Source organism: Allomuricauda sp. MMSF_3307, assembly GCF_030733585.1.
Taxonomy (GTDB): Bacteria; Bacteroidota; Bacteroidia; order Flavobacteriales; family Flavobacteriaceae; genus Flagellimonas.
In genome coordinates, this window is record NZ_JASHIQ010000006.1 from 32,271 (window position 1) to 48,741 (window position 16,471).

General features: G+C 35.3%; 13 protein-coding genes and 1 pseudogene. 7 read left to right on the forward strand and 7 right to left on the reverse strand.

Annotation, left to right across the window (positions count from 1 at the left end):
* Nucleotides 1-58 precede the first annotated feature (58 nt).
* Nucleotides 59-208 (forward strand): annotated as a pseudogene (locus RBB12_RS14220) (IS256 family transposase); the annotation flags it as partial.
* Between the two features lie 101 nt (nt 209-309).
* Here RBB12_RS14220 and RBB12_RS14225 read toward each other — a convergent pair.
* From RBB12_RS14225 to RBB12_RS14255, 7 genes are all read right to left on the reverse strand, one after another.
* Complete coding sequence (locus tag RBB12_RS14225) at nt 310-1,089, reverse strand: class I SAM-dependent methyltransferase (protein WP_306014647.1); 780 nt, start codon at nt 1,087-1,089, stop codon at nt 310-312.
* Between the two features lie 98 nt (nt 1,090-1,187).
* Nucleotides 1,188-1,649 carry a VOC family protein gene (locus RBB12_RS14230; protein ID WP_306014646.1) on the reverse strand — a complete coding sequence of 154 codons (462 nt, stop codon included), beginning with the start codon at nt 1,647-1,649 and terminating at the stop codon, nt 1,188-1,190.
* Nucleotides 1,650-1,942: 293 nt separating this feature from the next.
* On the reverse strand, nt 1,943-2,323 hold the full coding sequence (locus tag RBB12_RS14235) for a hypothetical protein (protein WP_306014645.1): 381 nt from the start codon (nt 2,321-2,323) through the stop codon (nt 1,943-1,945).
* Between the two features lie 266 nt (nt 2,324-2,589).
* On the reverse strand, nt 2,590-4,083 hold the full coding sequence (locus RBB12_RS14240) for a serine hydrolase domain-containing protein (protein WP_306014644.1): 1,494 nt from the start codon (nt 4,081-4,083) through the stop codon (nt 2,590-2,592).
* A 90-nt stretch (nt 4,084-4,173) separates the two neighbouring features.
* Complete coding sequence (locus RBB12_RS14245) at nt 4,174-5,259, reverse strand: AraC family transcriptional regulator (protein WP_306014643.1); 1,086 nt, start codon at nt 5,257-5,259, stop codon at nt 4,174-4,176.
* 567 nt (nt 5,260-5,826) lie between these two features.
* On the reverse strand, nt 5,827-7,509 hold the full coding sequence (locus tag RBB12_RS14250) for a S41 family peptidase (RefSeq protein ID WP_306026677.1): 1,683 nt from the start codon (nt 7,507-7,509) through the stop codon (nt 5,827-5,829).
* Between the two features lie 448 nt (nt 7,510-7,957).
* On the reverse strand, nt 7,958-8,611 hold the full coding sequence (locus tag RBB12_RS14255; RefSeq protein WP_306014642.1) for an AraC family transcriptional regulator: 654 nt from the start codon (nt 8,609-8,611) through the stop codon (nt 7,958-7,960).
* A gap of 839 nt (nt 8,612-9,450) precedes the next feature.
* Here RBB12_RS14255 and RBB12_RS14260 point away from each other — a divergent pair.
* From RBB12_RS14260 to RBB12_RS14285, 6 genes are all read left to right on the forward strand, one after another.
* Complete coding sequence (locus RBB12_RS14260; RefSeq protein WP_306014641.1) at nt 9,451-9,789, forward strand: DUF6249 domain-containing protein; 339 nt, start codon at nt 9,451-9,453, stop codon at nt 9,787-9,789.
* Between the two features lie 6 nt (nt 9,790-9,795).
* Entirely contained in the window at nt 9,796-10,362 is a 567-nt protein-coding gene (locus RBB12_RS14265; protein WP_306014640.1) for an RNA polymerase sigma factor, read from the forward strand.
* Entirely contained in the window at nt 10,352-10,675 is a 324-nt protein-coding gene (locus RBB12_RS14270) for a hypothetical protein (RefSeq protein ID WP_306014639.1), read from the forward strand. Before RBB12_RS14265 ends, RBB12_RS14270 begins: the two co-directional genes overlap by 11 nt.
* Nucleotides 10,676-10,686: 11 nt before the next feature.
* Nucleotides 10,687-12,108, forward strand: coding sequence for a serine hydrolase (locus tag RBB12_RS14275; RefSeq protein ID WP_306014638.1), 1,422 nt, complete (start codon nt 10,687-10,689; stop codon nt 12,106-12,108).
* A gap of 362 nt (nt 12,109-12,470) precedes the next feature.
* Entirely contained in the window at nt 12,471-14,096 is a 1,626-nt protein-coding gene (locus RBB12_RS14280; RefSeq protein ID WP_306014637.1) for a serine hydrolase, read from the forward strand.
* 268 nt (nt 14,097-14,364) lie between these two features.
* Complete coding sequence (locus tag RBB12_RS14285; protein ID WP_306026676.1) at nt 14,365-16,107, forward strand: helix-turn-helix domain-containing protein; 1,743 nt, start codon at nt 14,365-14,367, stop codon at nt 16,105-16,107.
* Nucleotides 16,108-16,471 lie beyond the last annotated feature (364 nt).

Sequence of the window (16,471 nt, forward strand, 5' to 3'; positions counted from 1 at the left end):
TCTAAATTATTAATTTATAATCAATAATAGTTGAGACCCTCTGTAAATGTAAACACAAAAGCTTTCCTTCCTGACTGACGATGCGGTGATGAAATCCGTATATTTATCAACAAGGGAGGCCACCAAGAAATGGTCCATGCCCATCAGGAACTGGGGCATAATTTTAAACCAGTTCCTTACGATGTATGAAAAAAGGGTAAGGCTATAGTAAAGTCAACCCCCCGTTATTTTCAACTTACACACTTACTGTGATAGTGTATAAAAAGACTTGTTTTTTGACTCACTTCTTTGTTGTGCACTCTGTTTTATTTATTCCTCTTGCGTTTTTCGACAAACAAAAATCTGTTTTTCCGATTTGTCATTAAATGGTTCTTGTTCAAAATTTCCAAACTTATGTTGAATTGTAAACCCAAACCATTTCAAATAGGCATTTAATTCTTGAGGAAAATACATTCTCATATCCAATTTTTGTGTTGAATGAAATTTTTCGTTAATAAAGTAATGCCACTCAATTCGATTAATTTGAGTTTTGCTTTCATACTTCATAGTTTGTTCAATGATTACATTTCGCTCATCTATTGTTTTATATTCAGCAATTTTATTCCTCGTTTTTTCAGCTTCCGTTATGTATTGGATATTCGGGTTGTAACAGTCAAAAATAAAAAATCCATCATCTTTTAAATGCTTGTTAACCACTTTCAATGTATCAAACAGGTCTTGATTTTGATATAAATGATGAATAGAGTTAAATGGAATAAAAACTACGTCATATTTGTTAGTTAAATCCAAAGTTCTCACATCTGCTTCAATAAAATGAATTTCCAATTTTTCATTTTTTGCTTTTGTTTTAGCTTGTTCCAACATTGACTTTGAGTTATCAACTCCAACGATTTTAAACCCGTCTTTTGCCAAGGGTATTGTTAATCTACCAGAACCACAACAAAGCTCGAGAATTTCAGCATTTTCAACTTTTGACATCCAATCTTTGTAAAATTGCAAATCAGAAAGAAAGGTGTTCAGGCCGTCATATATGTTAGCATCATAAATTAAATCGCCAACTTGATATTCAATATTTGTTGTGTTTTCCAAATTTTAGTTTATTAGTTTTTGATAATGAATTCTACATGAGTCAATTTTTCAACAATATGTTTTTCTTATATAGTGCATAAGGTTGTTGTATGACGTTTTTATTCAACTTTTATTTTTAGCCATTCTTCATAAGTGACAACTCGTTTTTCTTCATCAGATTTAGTCTCTCCAGGGAGTATTCCTATGAATTCAAGATAATGTCCATCTGGGTCGCTAAAATATATAGAGATCGCTGGCACCCAACAAAAAACCATAGGCTTTTCATTGTCGTCTTGTAAAAAATTCCAGAAGTTTAAGTTGTGTGATTTTAAAAAATCAATAGATTCAGTTATTACCCATTCAGGGTCACATTCAAAAGCGAAATGTCTCAAGTCTATTTCCTCCTTTGGTTTTTCCCATAATCCGAGCATGGCTTGTTTATCTTCTCCAATCCAGAAAAAAGCCGCTCTTCTTTCAGCTTCAAATCGGCATTGTTTTAATCCAAGAATTTTATTATAAAATTCTACGGATTTTTCTAAATTTTCAACGTACAAATGTGTTTCGTATAGTCCCTTAATCATGTCAATTTTGTTAAAGTATTAAATTGGGTTTTTAAATTAGGAAATTATTTTTTTGGTAAAATTTCTGAACTTACATAAAACTCTGCTAGATGCCTTGGCATTTTAAAAATTCTCATTAAATCGCAAACGCCATCTTCATCATTACAGACCCAAGTCCCGTCGTGGTCAACGTAGCCTAATTCTTCTACATCTATTGTAATGGGGATTAATTCGCCATAATCATCATAATAACATTCAAACAAGGCCTCATCAGCTCTGATGCGTTTATCATAATAGTACTTTGATGTGCCATTTCAATAAGGCGTTTCATGCACTACATCTTCTGTAAAGCTGGACCTGATAACGTTTTTATCAGAATCAAAAACTTCGTTACGTATTGATTTTAGCTCATTATTGTCGTAATGGTATAATTTTTCATGTCTAAATACTCCTAAATATTCTCGTACACCAATTACAACCTTTACGTTTTCAAACCCTAACCGATCAAGTATGGCTTTACGACTTTGATGATTTTCAACAAAAATCACATACTCATCCAGCTTATCATTTAAATAGAACTCTCGAATTTTATATGTTCCTTCAAGTTCTTTTGGGTTTATGAAGTACTCGTCTGTTTTTAGCACAATTTCCTTAATTACAGTGTCTTGCTCATTCTTGTAAATTATTCTTTTCATCAATTTCCCATTTTAAATGGACAGATTTATGGTATTTGTTAGTTCTTCTGTTAGCGTTTAGTAGTTAATATTTTATTCCAAAAAAAGTAAATTACAGCAAAGCCTACACCTGTATTTAGAAGTAGTAGCATGGCTAACACTACATCAGATGAAATGTAAACAGCGAGATGTGGTTTAATTAATACTGTAACTCCAATACTGAATACAAAGGAAATAATACTTGTAATTATTCTTTTTTTCATGCCATTTATTTATGATTTAAAACGTCATTCAACAGTTTCCAAACCACTATTTACTTTCTTAAATACAACAGGCTCTTTCTGAGAATACAGTTTTAAATTTGAAATTACGCCATTTAAGTCGTTACAAAATTCTACAGTAAACTCAGGATTAAACTCACCGACAAAATCTTCGGTGCCTTTTAGGTAAAATGAATTAAAGTTTAAATGCGCCAATTGAAATCTGTAGGTTGGAAAAACGGCAAATAGCTTATTTTGCTCAAAAACAACGTCAATTTCACCATATCCCTCAGCGTAGTATTTACCAACGAATTCTTTCAATGCATTAATGGGTTTTTTAGCATTGTTCAATTCCAAATCTTCTGTTATAGATTGGTAAATATCATCTACCTTCACAGGAAAGTCAAAATCCGGAAGATTCATCAATTTTCTGGAAATGTAATCTGAAATGGCATAAGGCAAAAGTGAGCTTTTTTGGTTTGTTAACACAACAACGCCAATACCTTCAAATGGATACAGGTCCATAACAGAGCTAAACCCCATTGTATTTCCTCCATGACGGACTCTGTAAATGCCATTCCAAGCTCTTAGTCGCCAACCATAGCCTTCCCCATATAAAAATGCATCTTTTTCGTATACCTCGCTTTTTATGTTTTGAAGGCTCGTTGCCTTTCTGACATATTCTTTAGGAAGGACTTGATAGTCTTTAAAAACACCATGATTTAACCATGCTATCATCCAATTGGATAAATCTTTTGCAGAGCTTTTTATGGCGCCGGCAGGTGCGTAAGAATAGTAATTTTCATAAGGTACGTTTAGAATTTTGTCTTCAAACATGGCATAGCCTTTTGCATAATTATTCGACTTTAGCATGTCATCTACTGTAGTGTAAGACGAATGCATTTGAAGCGGTTTAAAAAAGGCTTCTTTTATGTTATCGTCCCAGCTATTTTGAGTTACCTGTTCAACAATGGTTCCTGCTATGGTATAACCGATATTGCTATATAGATAACTATTTTTAATTTCACCTTGTGGCTTTAGGTATTTCAATCGTTGAACAGTCTTTAGCTTGTCGTTTTCCGGAAACATAACAATAGAAGCGCCATGATTTCCAATACCACTTCTGTGACTTAATAGGTCGCCAATGGTAATAAGGTTATTCATTTTTTCATTATAAAACTGAAAATGAGGTATGTATAAAGCAGGTTTGTCAGACAAAGACAGTTGTTGGGAAGATTCAAGGAACCCTAATAACCCGGCTGTAAAAGCTTTTGTCATAGACGCGATGTGAAACGCTGTGTTTTCGTCTGCAAGCAGTTTATTCTCCAAATCCCGATATCCAAAACCCTTAGAATAAATCAGCTCATTACCTTTGACCACTGCGACCGATAATCCAACAGCTTTGTATTGGTGCATCAGTCGATTTATTTCATCGTCAATCCCATTTAAATTATGGTTCTCCTTTTGCCCATAACCTACTAAACTTACGAGTAATACAAGTACAAACAATCTAAAGTTCATTTTGATTTTATTTTGAATTGGCCACAAAAATGAAAAATTGATTGTTGAAAAGTGTCCGACAAAAAAAAGTCGAACCATTTTTACCTTGATTTAAGAGGTTGCGCAGTCTTTTCTATATTGGGTAGGGGTACTCCCAGTCGCCTTTTTAAATGCTGTATAAAATGATGATTTTGAATTAAAGCCTACTTGGTAAAGTATTTCAAGGATTGTCTTGTCTGCACATTCGGGATTTGCTAAAATTGATTTTGCTTCATTGATCCGATATGTGTTGACAAAATCAAAAAAATGCTTTCCCAAATAATGATTGATCAAAATTGAGAGTTCTTTTTCTGGCATCTGTAATTGGTTAGCCAACCTCTCGAGATTAAGTTCATAATCCATGTAGGGCTTTTGGTTTTCCATAAAGACTTTAAGACGTATAAGTTGCTCCTCATACTTGCCAGAATCTGGATGAACCAAGTTTTTGTTTAATTCAGATTTTATAGGCTTAAGGGTAGATTTAATTCCAGTGAAAAGATCTGGGTTATGAAGCGCCCTTAAAGTAAACCAGGTGATAATGACAAGAACATATAAGCCTATCCAAATATCCATATTAATTTGGTTATTGGTTGTGTCCCCAAAAGTTTTGGCTACCACAAAAACATGGCCCACGGTCGATAACACTGCAAATTGAAAGAGCCATTTGAATATCTTGGAATCTGGTCGAGCATAGTTTTCATAATAGATATCACGGTGCCTTTTTAGTGTAATAAAAATAGCTCCCATGTAAAAAAACCATTGCACCTCTCCAAATATCTCATAGACCTTTACGCTGGATTCCGAGAAATCGGTTACATGGAAAAGCAAAACAAAGGCTATAAAGGGTACTGCATGTAGTGTGTGGACAACTCTAAACTTCAGGTCGAAATAACACACGGACAAAGCATAGAAGTAAAACAATGGCATTTGGAGCAGGGCAGATGCCATTTTCAAGTTAACCAAAACGGGGAATTGGGAAATATAGTCCCATATAAAAAAGCCTGTAAAATCAAATGCCATGACCAGTAGCATTGAACCCAAAAGGTAATTGGAAGTTTTTGCCCTACTTTTTACTGTAAAAAGGAAAAATGAAAGCAGGAGTATCAAAAAAAACGAAATCCTACCCAAACTACCAACAATATCAATACTATTTTCCAAGATATTTGCTTTACCTAAATCTTCTGGATTTAGAGGTATATTTATCGCCTATTTTGTTAGTTTGTTTTAGGCTTTTTTGAAAATCCAAAAAACGTTAACCCATTTTGGGTCCATTTGGTGATTCTGCAGATTCGAACACCCACCAATTCGCTTTTTAACCTACAAATATAAGGAATCGGGCACCTTTATTTTAATTGAAATGCTTGGTCTTTAAGAATTGAAATCTCTAGTATTGTCCTTCACTTCCTTGTGGACAAAGAACAGGTTTTTGGGCTTTCATCATTTTTCACTGTTCTTATTAACACGTGGCCTTAAATAAATGTATTTCCTGTCCTTTGCAAAAAACAGATTGAACCTGGTTAAGATATCAGCCCCTAAAATGTTCATTTTTTGGTTTCCTATCCCTCCATCAAAGAACCCGATATTTATGTCCATATATCTTGTATCTAATCTTGTTTGGATATAACTAATACTAGCGATTCGCTCAATGTATTCTTGCACTTGAATGGATGACTATCTTATGAACTTTAAAGAAGTATACTGAACAAGCTAAAGCCAATTTTAAGACTATTTACCGTCAATAAGGCGAAGAGTATAGTCCATAACACGATCATCATTGTTAAGGTAGTCCGTAATATTTTCGGTCACATAATGGTCCGGCATGATTCCCCTCTCATCTGGAAAGCTATCTGCTGAGGAGATGTGGGTATATCTGCCAACATAGTAGAAAACTTCTGTGTTTGTTAGTTTGTAAGGTCTCTGGCCTCCAGTACAAAAATGATTGCCTCCCAACTCTTCTCCAATTATGGTGGCCAGCTTTCGTTGCTTAACAAAAGACAATATATGTCCAGTGGTCGATCCCCCTTCACCATCTATCAAGAAATACGTATTCCCCTTAAAACGATTGTCATTAGGCGTAAAGGTCTGACCAGCCACATTGGAACCTTCCGACACCTTTTTATAGACGAACGGTTTGTCAACCAAATGCTGTAAAAGGTAAACGCCTGTGTTACCTGGGCCGCCGCCATTACTGCGCATATCCACAATTAGATGTTCTATCTTTTGTTCGTTGATTTTTCGAAAACTATCATCAATAAACTTTTTATAAATAGCAAATCGATTTCCGTAATAAGCTCCAGTATTTATGATTGTCAAAACTGCAGTATTAGATTCAAGGAAATCCAAGCATAAGTCTTTACTGTCGCATAAGTTGGTTGCGTAATGTCTCTTTGCCGGTTCATATCTAGGAAGTTGATTTAGCTCTACCGCAGTTTTACCCCCTTTAAAGCTAACCAAATATGTCGGTGGAAATCCTAAGGCATATGCTATATAAGCCGTTCCGTATGAGTTATAATTATACTTTTTACTGGTTTCAATATGACCTTGAGAAGAAATATGCCGATAAATTTCTTCCTGAAGTTTTTCCGCACTTGCACCATTTATTGTTAGAATTTCGGCACCTGCAGTAACATCAGTATTTATCAAAGGGTCTGTGACAAAAAGCTTTTTGCCTATAAATCTTGTTTCCAAAGGAAATCGAAGTTCGACCGGTAGCATTTCAGATTCTTGATTGAAATATCCCAATCCAGAATGTATACAATTAATATTTGCAACCAATTCACTGCAATGCCAGATAAATTCCCCATAAGTTGTTTCATTTGTTATTAGGTCTTTTTTTTGTTCCAAAACACGCCAAAAATCGGCTTTGGACATAAATTTGTATGGATGGGGATTAGCAGTGGTCAGTTTTAATGCGAGCTCATCCAAATCTTCTAAGTACTCATTTTTGCTATATTTTTTATAAAATTTATTACGGTCCCTATTCTCGTTTTCGATACTTACAATCACCCTATCTGCATTGTCATTATCCGGATTAAGCGCTAAGGATTTCTTATAATTTTTTAAGGCTAGATTTTGATTGCCGTTAATCAAATAAGCCTCTCCCAGGCTATCATATGCATTTGCCGATGTTGGAAACTCCGAAACCAAAAGAGTGAAAATTTTTATCGCATCCTCGACACGACCATCATTTAATAATCGGTACCCTAAATTGTTCAGTTCGTTTTCGTCTTCAAAATTATAATCTTCAGGACTATTGGTTTTGAGTTCATGATAATATGAAATCGCTGCATCTATATCATCATAATGAGATTCAACGAGCACATGGTTAATTGAATTTTGGTCTTGTGACTTGCAACTAAGTGCCATTAAACAAATGATTAGAAAAATAAGAGGTTTAATATTGTGCATTAGATTTAAATTTTTTTGGACAATGATATAGTCTTTTTCAATAATTTTTCTCCACAACATGGACAATTAAGTACTGATTTTGAAATAAGAACAAAATCAAGACTGTGGAATATTGACTTGTCACCTTTTAAAACAAGATTTTTAAGGCCTGTGTTCATTTAAATTTTTGAATATAAAAATCAATGGGATTAAAGCTTGCAACCAAATATTGTAATTTTTGGAGCGATATTGATATTCACCGTGATTATAAAAACCATACCATTTCCCATTTTCCATTTCTTATTAGGGACTTGTGGACACACTGTAGTATTGATTTTTTTTAATTTACCCATGAAAAGAAAAAATATTCAATCAAGTATTTGCTGATAATGCAACCAGATGTATGACCTAATGTTTCATAGAAAAACTGGGAATGTATCTGTTGAAGTAATTCCTTAAGAAGATATACTTAGCCAGCTAATCTTCGAAATTTTGCAGGAGTTGTACCTATTTGACTTTTGAAAGCCTTGTAAAATGCGGATTTCGAATTAAAGCCAGACAAGTTGCCGATGGCTTCAATAGTGTAGTGTTGGTTTGTTAGCATCAATGTCTTTGCCTCTTCAACCCTATAGGCATTAATAAACTCTGTAAAGTTTTGACCCAAATTCTCGTTGAGCAACCGCGATAAGTTATGAGGTGTGCTGTCCAATTTTTCGGCAAGGTCTGCGACTTTCAGAAAAGGATCTGTATATAACTTTTCCCTTTTCATTAGAGCATTCAGTTTTGCCACAAACTCCTTCGATTCCCTCGAATCATGCCTTGTTTTTCTGATATTTCGCTTAGTAAAAACCTTTGTAATCATTTTTCTCTTTAGTTGAAAAAAGAGCAAAAAAGCGTAAAACAAACCAGAAAAGATAATTGAACCGGCAATAAAGTATTCAAATTCAATAATTGAAAGACATAGCCATACCATCAAGTTTGCTATCAGAAAATATAATAGCCAATTCTTCAAAAATGTTCTCCTTTTACCCTGTAAGGAGGGATTGACTGCTACATAGACTGACAACAGAATGTAAATAAGCCATTGTATATTGATGATGGGTAAAATAGTTGTTTTATTCAATTCAGGGTAATTTCGAAAAGGGAACATAACGATTAAGAAGATAACTATGCAGCACCATACGATAAGATGGGACTTCCAAATCTTTCTCCAACGAGAAAAGGGAACTGCTATTGCCGCAACGTAATTAAAAAGAGTAGGACCAATAAAAAGAAAAAAAGCTGGTCCTGATTGTAGGAACCATATTGGCTCATTGGTAGAGAAAGAATAAAACAACGACTTAAGAACCCTTAAACTCAAAATTAAGAGGTAAATACCAAAAAATCTGTTGACATAAGTTGCGTATGACTTACTGAAGAGGAAATAGAACGCCAAAATAAAGCTGTTAAAAAGGCCAACAGCACCAAAGAAGAATAAGATTTGATATACGTAATTCACCGAATCAAATATAGAATATTACTTTAAACTGCAGGGTTCCTTCCGATGGTCCAGATAGCTTGGCTCTACTAATTCAGAAACAAATCGGTATGTGAATTGGGCGAAAGCTTGTCAAGTTTATGATATTCGCTCATAATCAATGGCTTATTATTAGTCCGAGGCAAATAAAAATGTTATTCGATTCTCAATTGATCACATGACTCGGTATAAGGAAGTTTAAGTTTCCGTGATTATTTCAAATTGGCAATAGACTATAGTTATTGATAAAAATCTATTGTTTATAGAGCATGGTTTGAGAGATACTTTTTGAGAACACCTAGTTAATAGTACAAATTGATCAATGTGTGTCCTAGCTAGATAAGGTTTTAACGGAGCTCCAAATCTTTAAAATAAAAAAAACTTCATAGTTGTAACCTTATCCTCTCGAGAACCATCATAGATATAGAACTTTAAGAATATAAACCATGGATAATTTTATGATCGGGCCAGGTATAGTATTAGTGGCCCTATTTGTAGCAGCAGGATACACTGTTTATTTTTTTGTAAAAGCCTCACATTTGGAGCGGATGGCCAAAATAGAAAAAGGTATTGATACCAACCTTCCCGCTAATAAACGCTATTTAGAACTAAAAATGGGAATGCTTATGGTGGGTATTTCATTTGGTTTACTGTTAGCATACTTCGTTGAGAAAACATTCAAAATGGATGAAGTGGTCTTTTACCCATCCTTTATGCTTCTATTTGGCGGCTTAAGTCTGATTGCCTCCTTTTTTTGGTCGAAGCGTATGGAGAAAAACAAATAGTTCTCCATGGATGCTCATTACATAAATGAGGTTTTAAATGGGAACACCAATGCTTTTAGTTATTTCATAAGAACCTACCAGAACAAAGCCTTTGGGGTGGCCATTGCAATCGTAAAGGATAAAGATAATGCAAAGGATATTGTACAGGACAGTTTTATTACAGCCTATTCCTCATTGTCGAACTTTCGCAACGAAGCAAAATTCTCCACTTGGTTATATCGCATAGTCGTGAATAAAGCCTTGTTGTTTGTAAATCGGGAAAAGCGAATGGATGAGGTACTACTTGAATATTCCTTATCCAATAAGGACGAAGCAACGATGAATAATGCCTTAGTCCAAATGGAAAAAGAGGAAATAAAAAAACTGATATCGAGGATATTCAAAAAGATATCTCCCAAAGAGGCATTAATCCTGCAATTATTTTATATCGACGACCTTACCATTACTGAAATTGAAGCCATAACAGCGTACACCAAGTCCAATATTAAGGTCCTGCTACACCGTGGGAGAGCCAGCTTTTATAATAAACTAATGGATCAAAGAACTAAAGAATTTTATAAAAATGGAGACTGAAGACAACTTAAAGAAAATCTTGGGAAAACTAGACTTGGTAAACGACCCTATTGACATTGAAAGGGATGTTTTAAAGGCAATAACCGAGAACGAAATTTCAAAAAACAAAATAGCGGACTATAAGTCTAGAGGAGTTAAGGCCTTGAAAATATCTGCGTTTTTAATCATACTTCTTGGAATGCTATTGAGCATGTCAAGCAGTCTGCGTTCACTTGAACACTCAATCGCCACATACTCCTCCGTCATTTTAGTATTGATTATCCTTTTTATTCAGCTTGAAATAGGAGGAACAAAAGTATTCGATAACCAGTAAAACAATTCAAAATGAAAAAAACACTATTATATATCAGTATAATACTACTTTGTAGTTGTAGTACAGGCTCTGAAAACCAAACAGCCAAAAAAATTAAAGACATTGAAGACAAATTGGAGACCATGTCCAAACAGGTGGGATATAGCGGTACTGTTTTAATTGCAGAGAGTGAAGAAATAGTGCTTGAAAAGGCTTATGGATTTGCAAATTTAGCTCATCAAGTACCCAACAAGATAAATACCAAGTTTGGAATTGCATCCATGGGTAAAATGTTTACGGCGGTTGCCATCATGCAATTAATGGAACAGAAAAAGCTAAATCTTCAAAATAGAGTAGGGGAATTACTGCCTGATTACCCTAATGTCACTGTTAGAGATAGTGTTACCGTAGAACAGCTACTTGTCCATACATCGGGACTAACGGATTTTTTCAATGAAAAATTTGAATATCGTGCCAAACACACTGTACGAACAATCGATGACTATTTCAATCTGTTTAAGGAAGATGACTTGCTGTTTTCCCCGGGGAGCCAATTTAGCTACAGTAATGCTGGTTATATCGTCCTAGGGATGATCATTGAAAATCTAACTGGGGAGACCTACTATGATTACGTAAAAAAGAACATTTTCGATAAAGCTGGAATGAAAAATACAGGTAACTACGAAACCGATAAATCTATCGAAAATCTTGCTGAAGGATATATTAAGAAAGATGTTGATGGTATCTGGACCATTAGCACTTATATGAAGGGGGCTAGAGGCAGTTCTGCGGGAGGAGCCTATTCTACTGCAGGAGATTTGTTAAAGTTTGCACTCGCATTAAAGAACCACAAGCTATTAACGGAAGAAAGCCTAAACTTGATGATTTCTGATCATAATAAGCATGGTTATGGCTATGGTTTTAGTCTTAATGAGTTCAATGGTATAGAAGTTTACGGTCACAATGGGGGAGCCCATGGCGTGTCAGGGGAATTGGATATTTACCGTGATATGGACTACATCGTAGTCACACTTTCCAATAAGGGGGCATTAGATGGATGGGTAGATGTCAGAAGTATGATACGCGAAGTACTTGCCGGGTCGACTGAGGAAACGAATAGATATTTAGGCTCCAAAGAGTTAATCGATATCTATGAATCAGAAGGTTTTGATGCTGCCATGGCTAAGCTAAAGAGTATGGAAGGTAATATTTCTGATAAATATCTGATGGACGCTGCCAACAAATATCGTGAAGCCAAGGATTATCAGAAAGCCATTGATTTACTCGAAATTCTCGTTACCGGAATTCCCGATTCGTGGTATTGTTTCAGTATTCTTGCGGATACCTACCTAGAGGCTGGGAATAAAACAAAGGCCATAGAGAATTACCACAAAAGTTTGGAACTGGATTCAAACAATCAATGGGCAATAGAAAAATTGGAGACGCTTGAATAAATAAAGCCCTGAATTGATTTTTTTTATTCCAAATACGAGGGAAAACAACCTTTTATAAAAGAAACGTGTTTGAACGACTCAATTGATATTAATTTCCAATAAGCCTGTTCAACTCCGAGCAAAGACTCTCCATTATTGTTGGACATTTAATAAACACTGCAACAAAAAGTATTTAGATGTATTTCTATAAATACACCTAAAACTTGTAACCTTCTTGGAATGGAATTAATCATAAGAGCATAACCATAATTATAAGAACTATGACTGAGAATATCAATGGACTTAAAAATATTTTTCTTTTGCTGATGACAGCAACATTTTGGATGTTCGCTACAAAACTGAATAATTCAATAGGAAAGCTGATGACAAAGGACACAAAAGACATCAGAGTTCCTAAGGCAGCCCTTCTATTTACCCTCATGATGTTCGCTTCTTTGGTATCCATACAGGCACAAATATCGTCCGGACAAATCGACAGTATTGTGAATACGGCCATGGGCACAATGGATAATACTGTGGGTTTTGCAATTGGTGTGGTCAAGGATGGCCAAATTGTCCATGTAAAAGGTTATGGGGCAACATCGGTCGATTCTAAAACTGCTGTTACGGCCGATACTCCCTTTGGTATTGCTTCCAACTCCAAAGCCTTTACTTCAGCAGCTTTGGCAATTTTGGTGGACCAGGGAAAAATAAATTGGGAAGATAAGGTCATCGACTACATCCCGGAATTCAAAATGTACAATGATTATGTCACCAACAATTTCAATGTACAGGACCTTTTGACCCACCGCAGTGGCCTGGGCCTGGGTGCAGGAGATCTAATGATTTTTCCGGAAGGCTCTAATTTTACTATTGACGATGTATTGTCCGCCTTCCAATACTTTGAGCCCACTACGGCCTTTAGAACCCAGTTTGACTATGATAATCTGTTATACCTGATAGCTGGAGAGCTTACGGCGAGGGTAACGGGGAAAACTTGGGAGACATTTGTAGCAGAGGAGATTTTGGAGCCCTTGGAAATGACAAATGCATATGCGAGTTATGATTCGGCCATAAAAAATACGAATGTGGCGGTAGCTCATGCTTTCGATGGTCAATCGGTAAATCCCATTCACCAAGCTACAACTGATATGGCCACCAATACGAGTCAAAAAATGAACGGCGCGGCCGGTGGCGTATGGGCAAGCGCCAACGACATGTGCAAATGGATGTTGATGCATTTGAACGAGGGAAAGTATGGCTCGAATTTGAATAAAACCCTATTCTCCGAGGCGCAACAACAGGAAATGTGGCGCATGCATACCCCGATCAACAAACAGCAAGACCCAAGGTCTCCTTTTAAGGTTCATTTTTCAGGGTATGGTTTGGGATGGTTTTTATCAGATTTCAATGGGTTTTTCAAAGTGGAACACTCAGGGCTGATTGCGGGCATGTCTTCAGAGGTCACGCTGATACCTGAACTTGAATTGGGAATCGTGGTTTTGAACAATTCGGAAGGTGCAGGTTTCTTAAACGGATTGATGGGCTTTATACTGTTGGATGAATATTTGAAATTAGAATCGGGCATCAATTGGTTGGAAATGGCCAAAGGTGTGCAACAGGGAGGACAGCAAATGGGGGACCCGGATGCTGAAAAAGTATGGGCTCAGGTCAAAGCGAAACAAGAAATTGAGGTTGAAAAGGAAAACTATGTTGGAATTTATGAAGACGACTGGTTTGGAAAGGTCGAAATTTTCGATAAGGATGGAGAATTATGGTTCAAGTCCTATAAGTCACCCAGATTAAACGGTAAAATGCAACTCTATGATGAAAATACTTTTGCCATACGATGGGAGTATCAAGATATGAAGGCCGATGCTTTTGCCCTATTTTCAATGGATGAAAACGGAAAGGCCCAAGCGATTAAAATGAAAGGTATTTCTAGGTTTATTGATTTTAGTTTTGACTTTCAGGATTTGGATTTGAGAAGGATTTCTCGAAAAAAATAGAGTTCCAATAGAAACAGGTGTGTATTGCTTATACTAAAAAGCCACATCAATCAGGGATTTATGTAGCTTTTTCTTATTTTCCCCAAGGAATTATATCGGCAGATTCACATTAAACTTTCCTGCCAACGAATTACATAAGGTTCTATTCAGCAATGTTTTCACAAATCAGTAGTCGTGCTTAAATAGCCGTATAAATGTTTGTTTTGGTCTTTGAATAACCTACGAATCGTCGGAATCAGGAGATTCCTGATAAGTCAATATCACAAAAATGCATAAGTTGAGTTTTATTAAGAGCATGGGATTGAATTCTTTAAGTAATACTGTACAAAAAGTCCTTCTTTTCGTATTACTTCTTTCCTACATTTCTATATTTTCACAGTTACAAGACAGTAAGAACTCGCCTTATCGAGACTCAATTGTTAAATATTGGCATACTGATAGTACAAGGGCCAAGTTTTTTATCGAAGAATACATTTCCATTTCAAGACAGCATAATGAAGCAAAACAGCTTTTTAAGGCCTATCATGCTATGGCTGCCTTCTACTTCGAACGGATGGATACCTTAAAAATCATCGAATGTACTGACACTTTAATGGCAATAGCAAAAAGGAACAATTTAAAGATTGAAATCCTCAAGGCCTATCATTTAAAAAACAATACCTTGATTATGACCGAAGGATTCGGGAACCAGGCAATATTTGATAATATTTACAAGGCCTTAAAAATTAGCAGACAGTTGAAAAGTACAGTTTGGGAATGTAAGTTTTATGATGATTTAGCGGAATACTATGAAATATCTGGCGACTTTGAACAAGCCGTAAATTACCATAAAAAGAATTTGCTTTTATTGCAAAGGATATCGAATTCGGAAGATTACGCAAAGTACAAGATATGGGGTGGAAGCATTGAAAAAACCTACTTGGAACTTTCTGACATTTATATTGACTTGAAAGATGTAGATGCGGCCATAAACTATATGCACTTGGCCAAAAACGTTTTAGACTCCACAGAAGGAAATTATCATGATGATTATCGTCTAAGAAATAAGATTAATGAACTGGAAATCAATTTACTAGATAACAAAACTAAACTGGCAAAAGGAAACCTAAGAGAAGCGTTAAAATTGATTCCTGAGCACTACAAGCAAGCTTTTAGTGACTATACTAAGAATTATTACTATGGATTAATTAGCTATCAAGAGGAAAACTTTCATAAAGCCATCGATTATCTGAGTGCCATTGACTCGTTACGAATCAATTCCGAAGAACGAATGGGTCTTTTCCGCAATGATTATTACAAAATCCTCTACAAATCATATTTAAAGGTGAACGATTTGGAAAAGGCAGACTACTATTTTGAAAAACATTTAGCCTCGATTCAGGGTCAAATGGATATCAACAACAAGGTAAACTCGAATTTTAAGGAATTGGAAGTATCCCAATATAACGAGGAAGTGAAAGCCTTAAAGAAAGAAGGTTCGAAACAGCGTTTTGTTTTATTATCCCTTTCGTTTACTACATTGCTGCTGACTGTTTTAGCGGTAATTCTATTTAAAAGAAAGCAAAAAAAAGAAAAAGAAAAGTTGGACTTACTCTTAGAACAGATTTCAAGTAAGAGGACACAAAAAAAATCAATGTCGTATTCTCTGAGAATAAACGATAGTGAGATGGACAGAATTATATCTGAGATCAACAAACTTGAAGATGACAAATATTATCTTAAAAATGACTGTACGCTTTCAAATCTTGCAAAGAAATTAAAAACAAACACGACCTATTTGTCAAAAATATTTAATACTCACTACCAAAAGAGATTCAACACCTATATAAATGACCTGAGAATTGATTTTATTATCGATAAATTAAATAGGGATAGCCAATTTAGGAATTATACTATTAAATCCTTGGCAAATGAGGTTGGTTTTAAAAGTAAAGAATCATTTAACGCAGCGTTCAAAAAACGAACAGGTGTTCTTCCATCTGCCCTAATAAAGAAACTGTCGACAGATTAAGACGAGCATTCTGTTGGTTTTGGAATATCCTTGCATCTAAACACAATTTTCTTCGACAGAAGGGAGTCAAGTAATCTTTAATATAAAAGATCATTCCTAAACACTTCATGTAAGCATTATTTGTTTGATTTTCAAACCATTAGTGTTGCTTAAATTTATGAAAATGAGTGCCTAACTTTTTTACTTTATAGATTTTTATTGGTTATTGAGGCAAAGGAACTATTAAATCGAGATGTTTTCATGGATTTTATGGATGTGATGAGTCGTTGTGTTCTAAAAAAATAGACCCTTTGGTTGAATTAAAAATTGAAAATCAGGGTGAGGCTATTTTTTTAGCTGATCTTTTGGAGATTTACTTAACCGA

What these genes read in the sequence shown, in the direction of transcription:
- RBB12_RS14235 (WP_306014645.1), bottom strand. Translation starts at nt 2,323, where the DNA reads ATGAAAAGAATAATTTACAAGAATGAGCAAGACACTGTAATTAAGGAA.
- RBB12_RS14285 (WP_306026676.1), top strand. Translation starts at nt 14,365, where the DNA reads ATGCATAAGTTGAGTTTTATTAAGAGCATGGGATTGAATTCTTTAAGT.
- RBB12_RS14240 (WP_306014644.1), bottom strand. Translation starts at nt 4,083, where the DNA reads ATGAACTTTAGATTGTTTGTACTTGTATTACTCGTAAGTTTAGTAGGT.
- RBB12_RS14265 (WP_306014640.1), top strand. Translation starts at nt 9,796, where the DNA reads ATGGATGCTCATTACATAAATGAGGTTTTAAATGGGAACACCAATGCT.
- RBB12_RS14260 (WP_306014641.1), top strand. Translation starts at nt 9,451, where the DNA reads ATGGATAATTTTATGATCGGGCCAGGTATAGTATTAGTGGCCCTATTT.
- RBB12_RS14270 (WP_306014639.1), top strand. Translation starts at nt 10,352, where the DNA reads ATGGAGACTGAAGACAACTTAAAGAAAATCTTGGGAAAACTAGACTTG.
- RBB12_RS14280 (WP_306014637.1), top strand. Translation starts at nt 12,471, where the DNA reads ATGACAAAGGACACAAAAGACATCAGAGTTCCTAAGGCAGCCCTTCTA.
- RBB12_RS14275 (WP_306014638.1), top strand. Translation starts at nt 10,687, where the DNA reads ATGAAAAAAACACTATTATATATCAGTATAATACTACTTTGTAGTTGT.
- RBB12_RS14250 (WP_306026677.1), bottom strand. Translation starts at nt 7,509, where the DNA reads ATGCACAATATTAAACCTCTTATTTTTCTAATCATTTGTTTAATGGCA.
- RBB12_RS14230 (WP_306014646.1), bottom strand. Translation starts at nt 1,649, where the DNA reads ATGATTAAGGGACTATACGAAACACATTTGTACGTTGAAAATTTAGAA.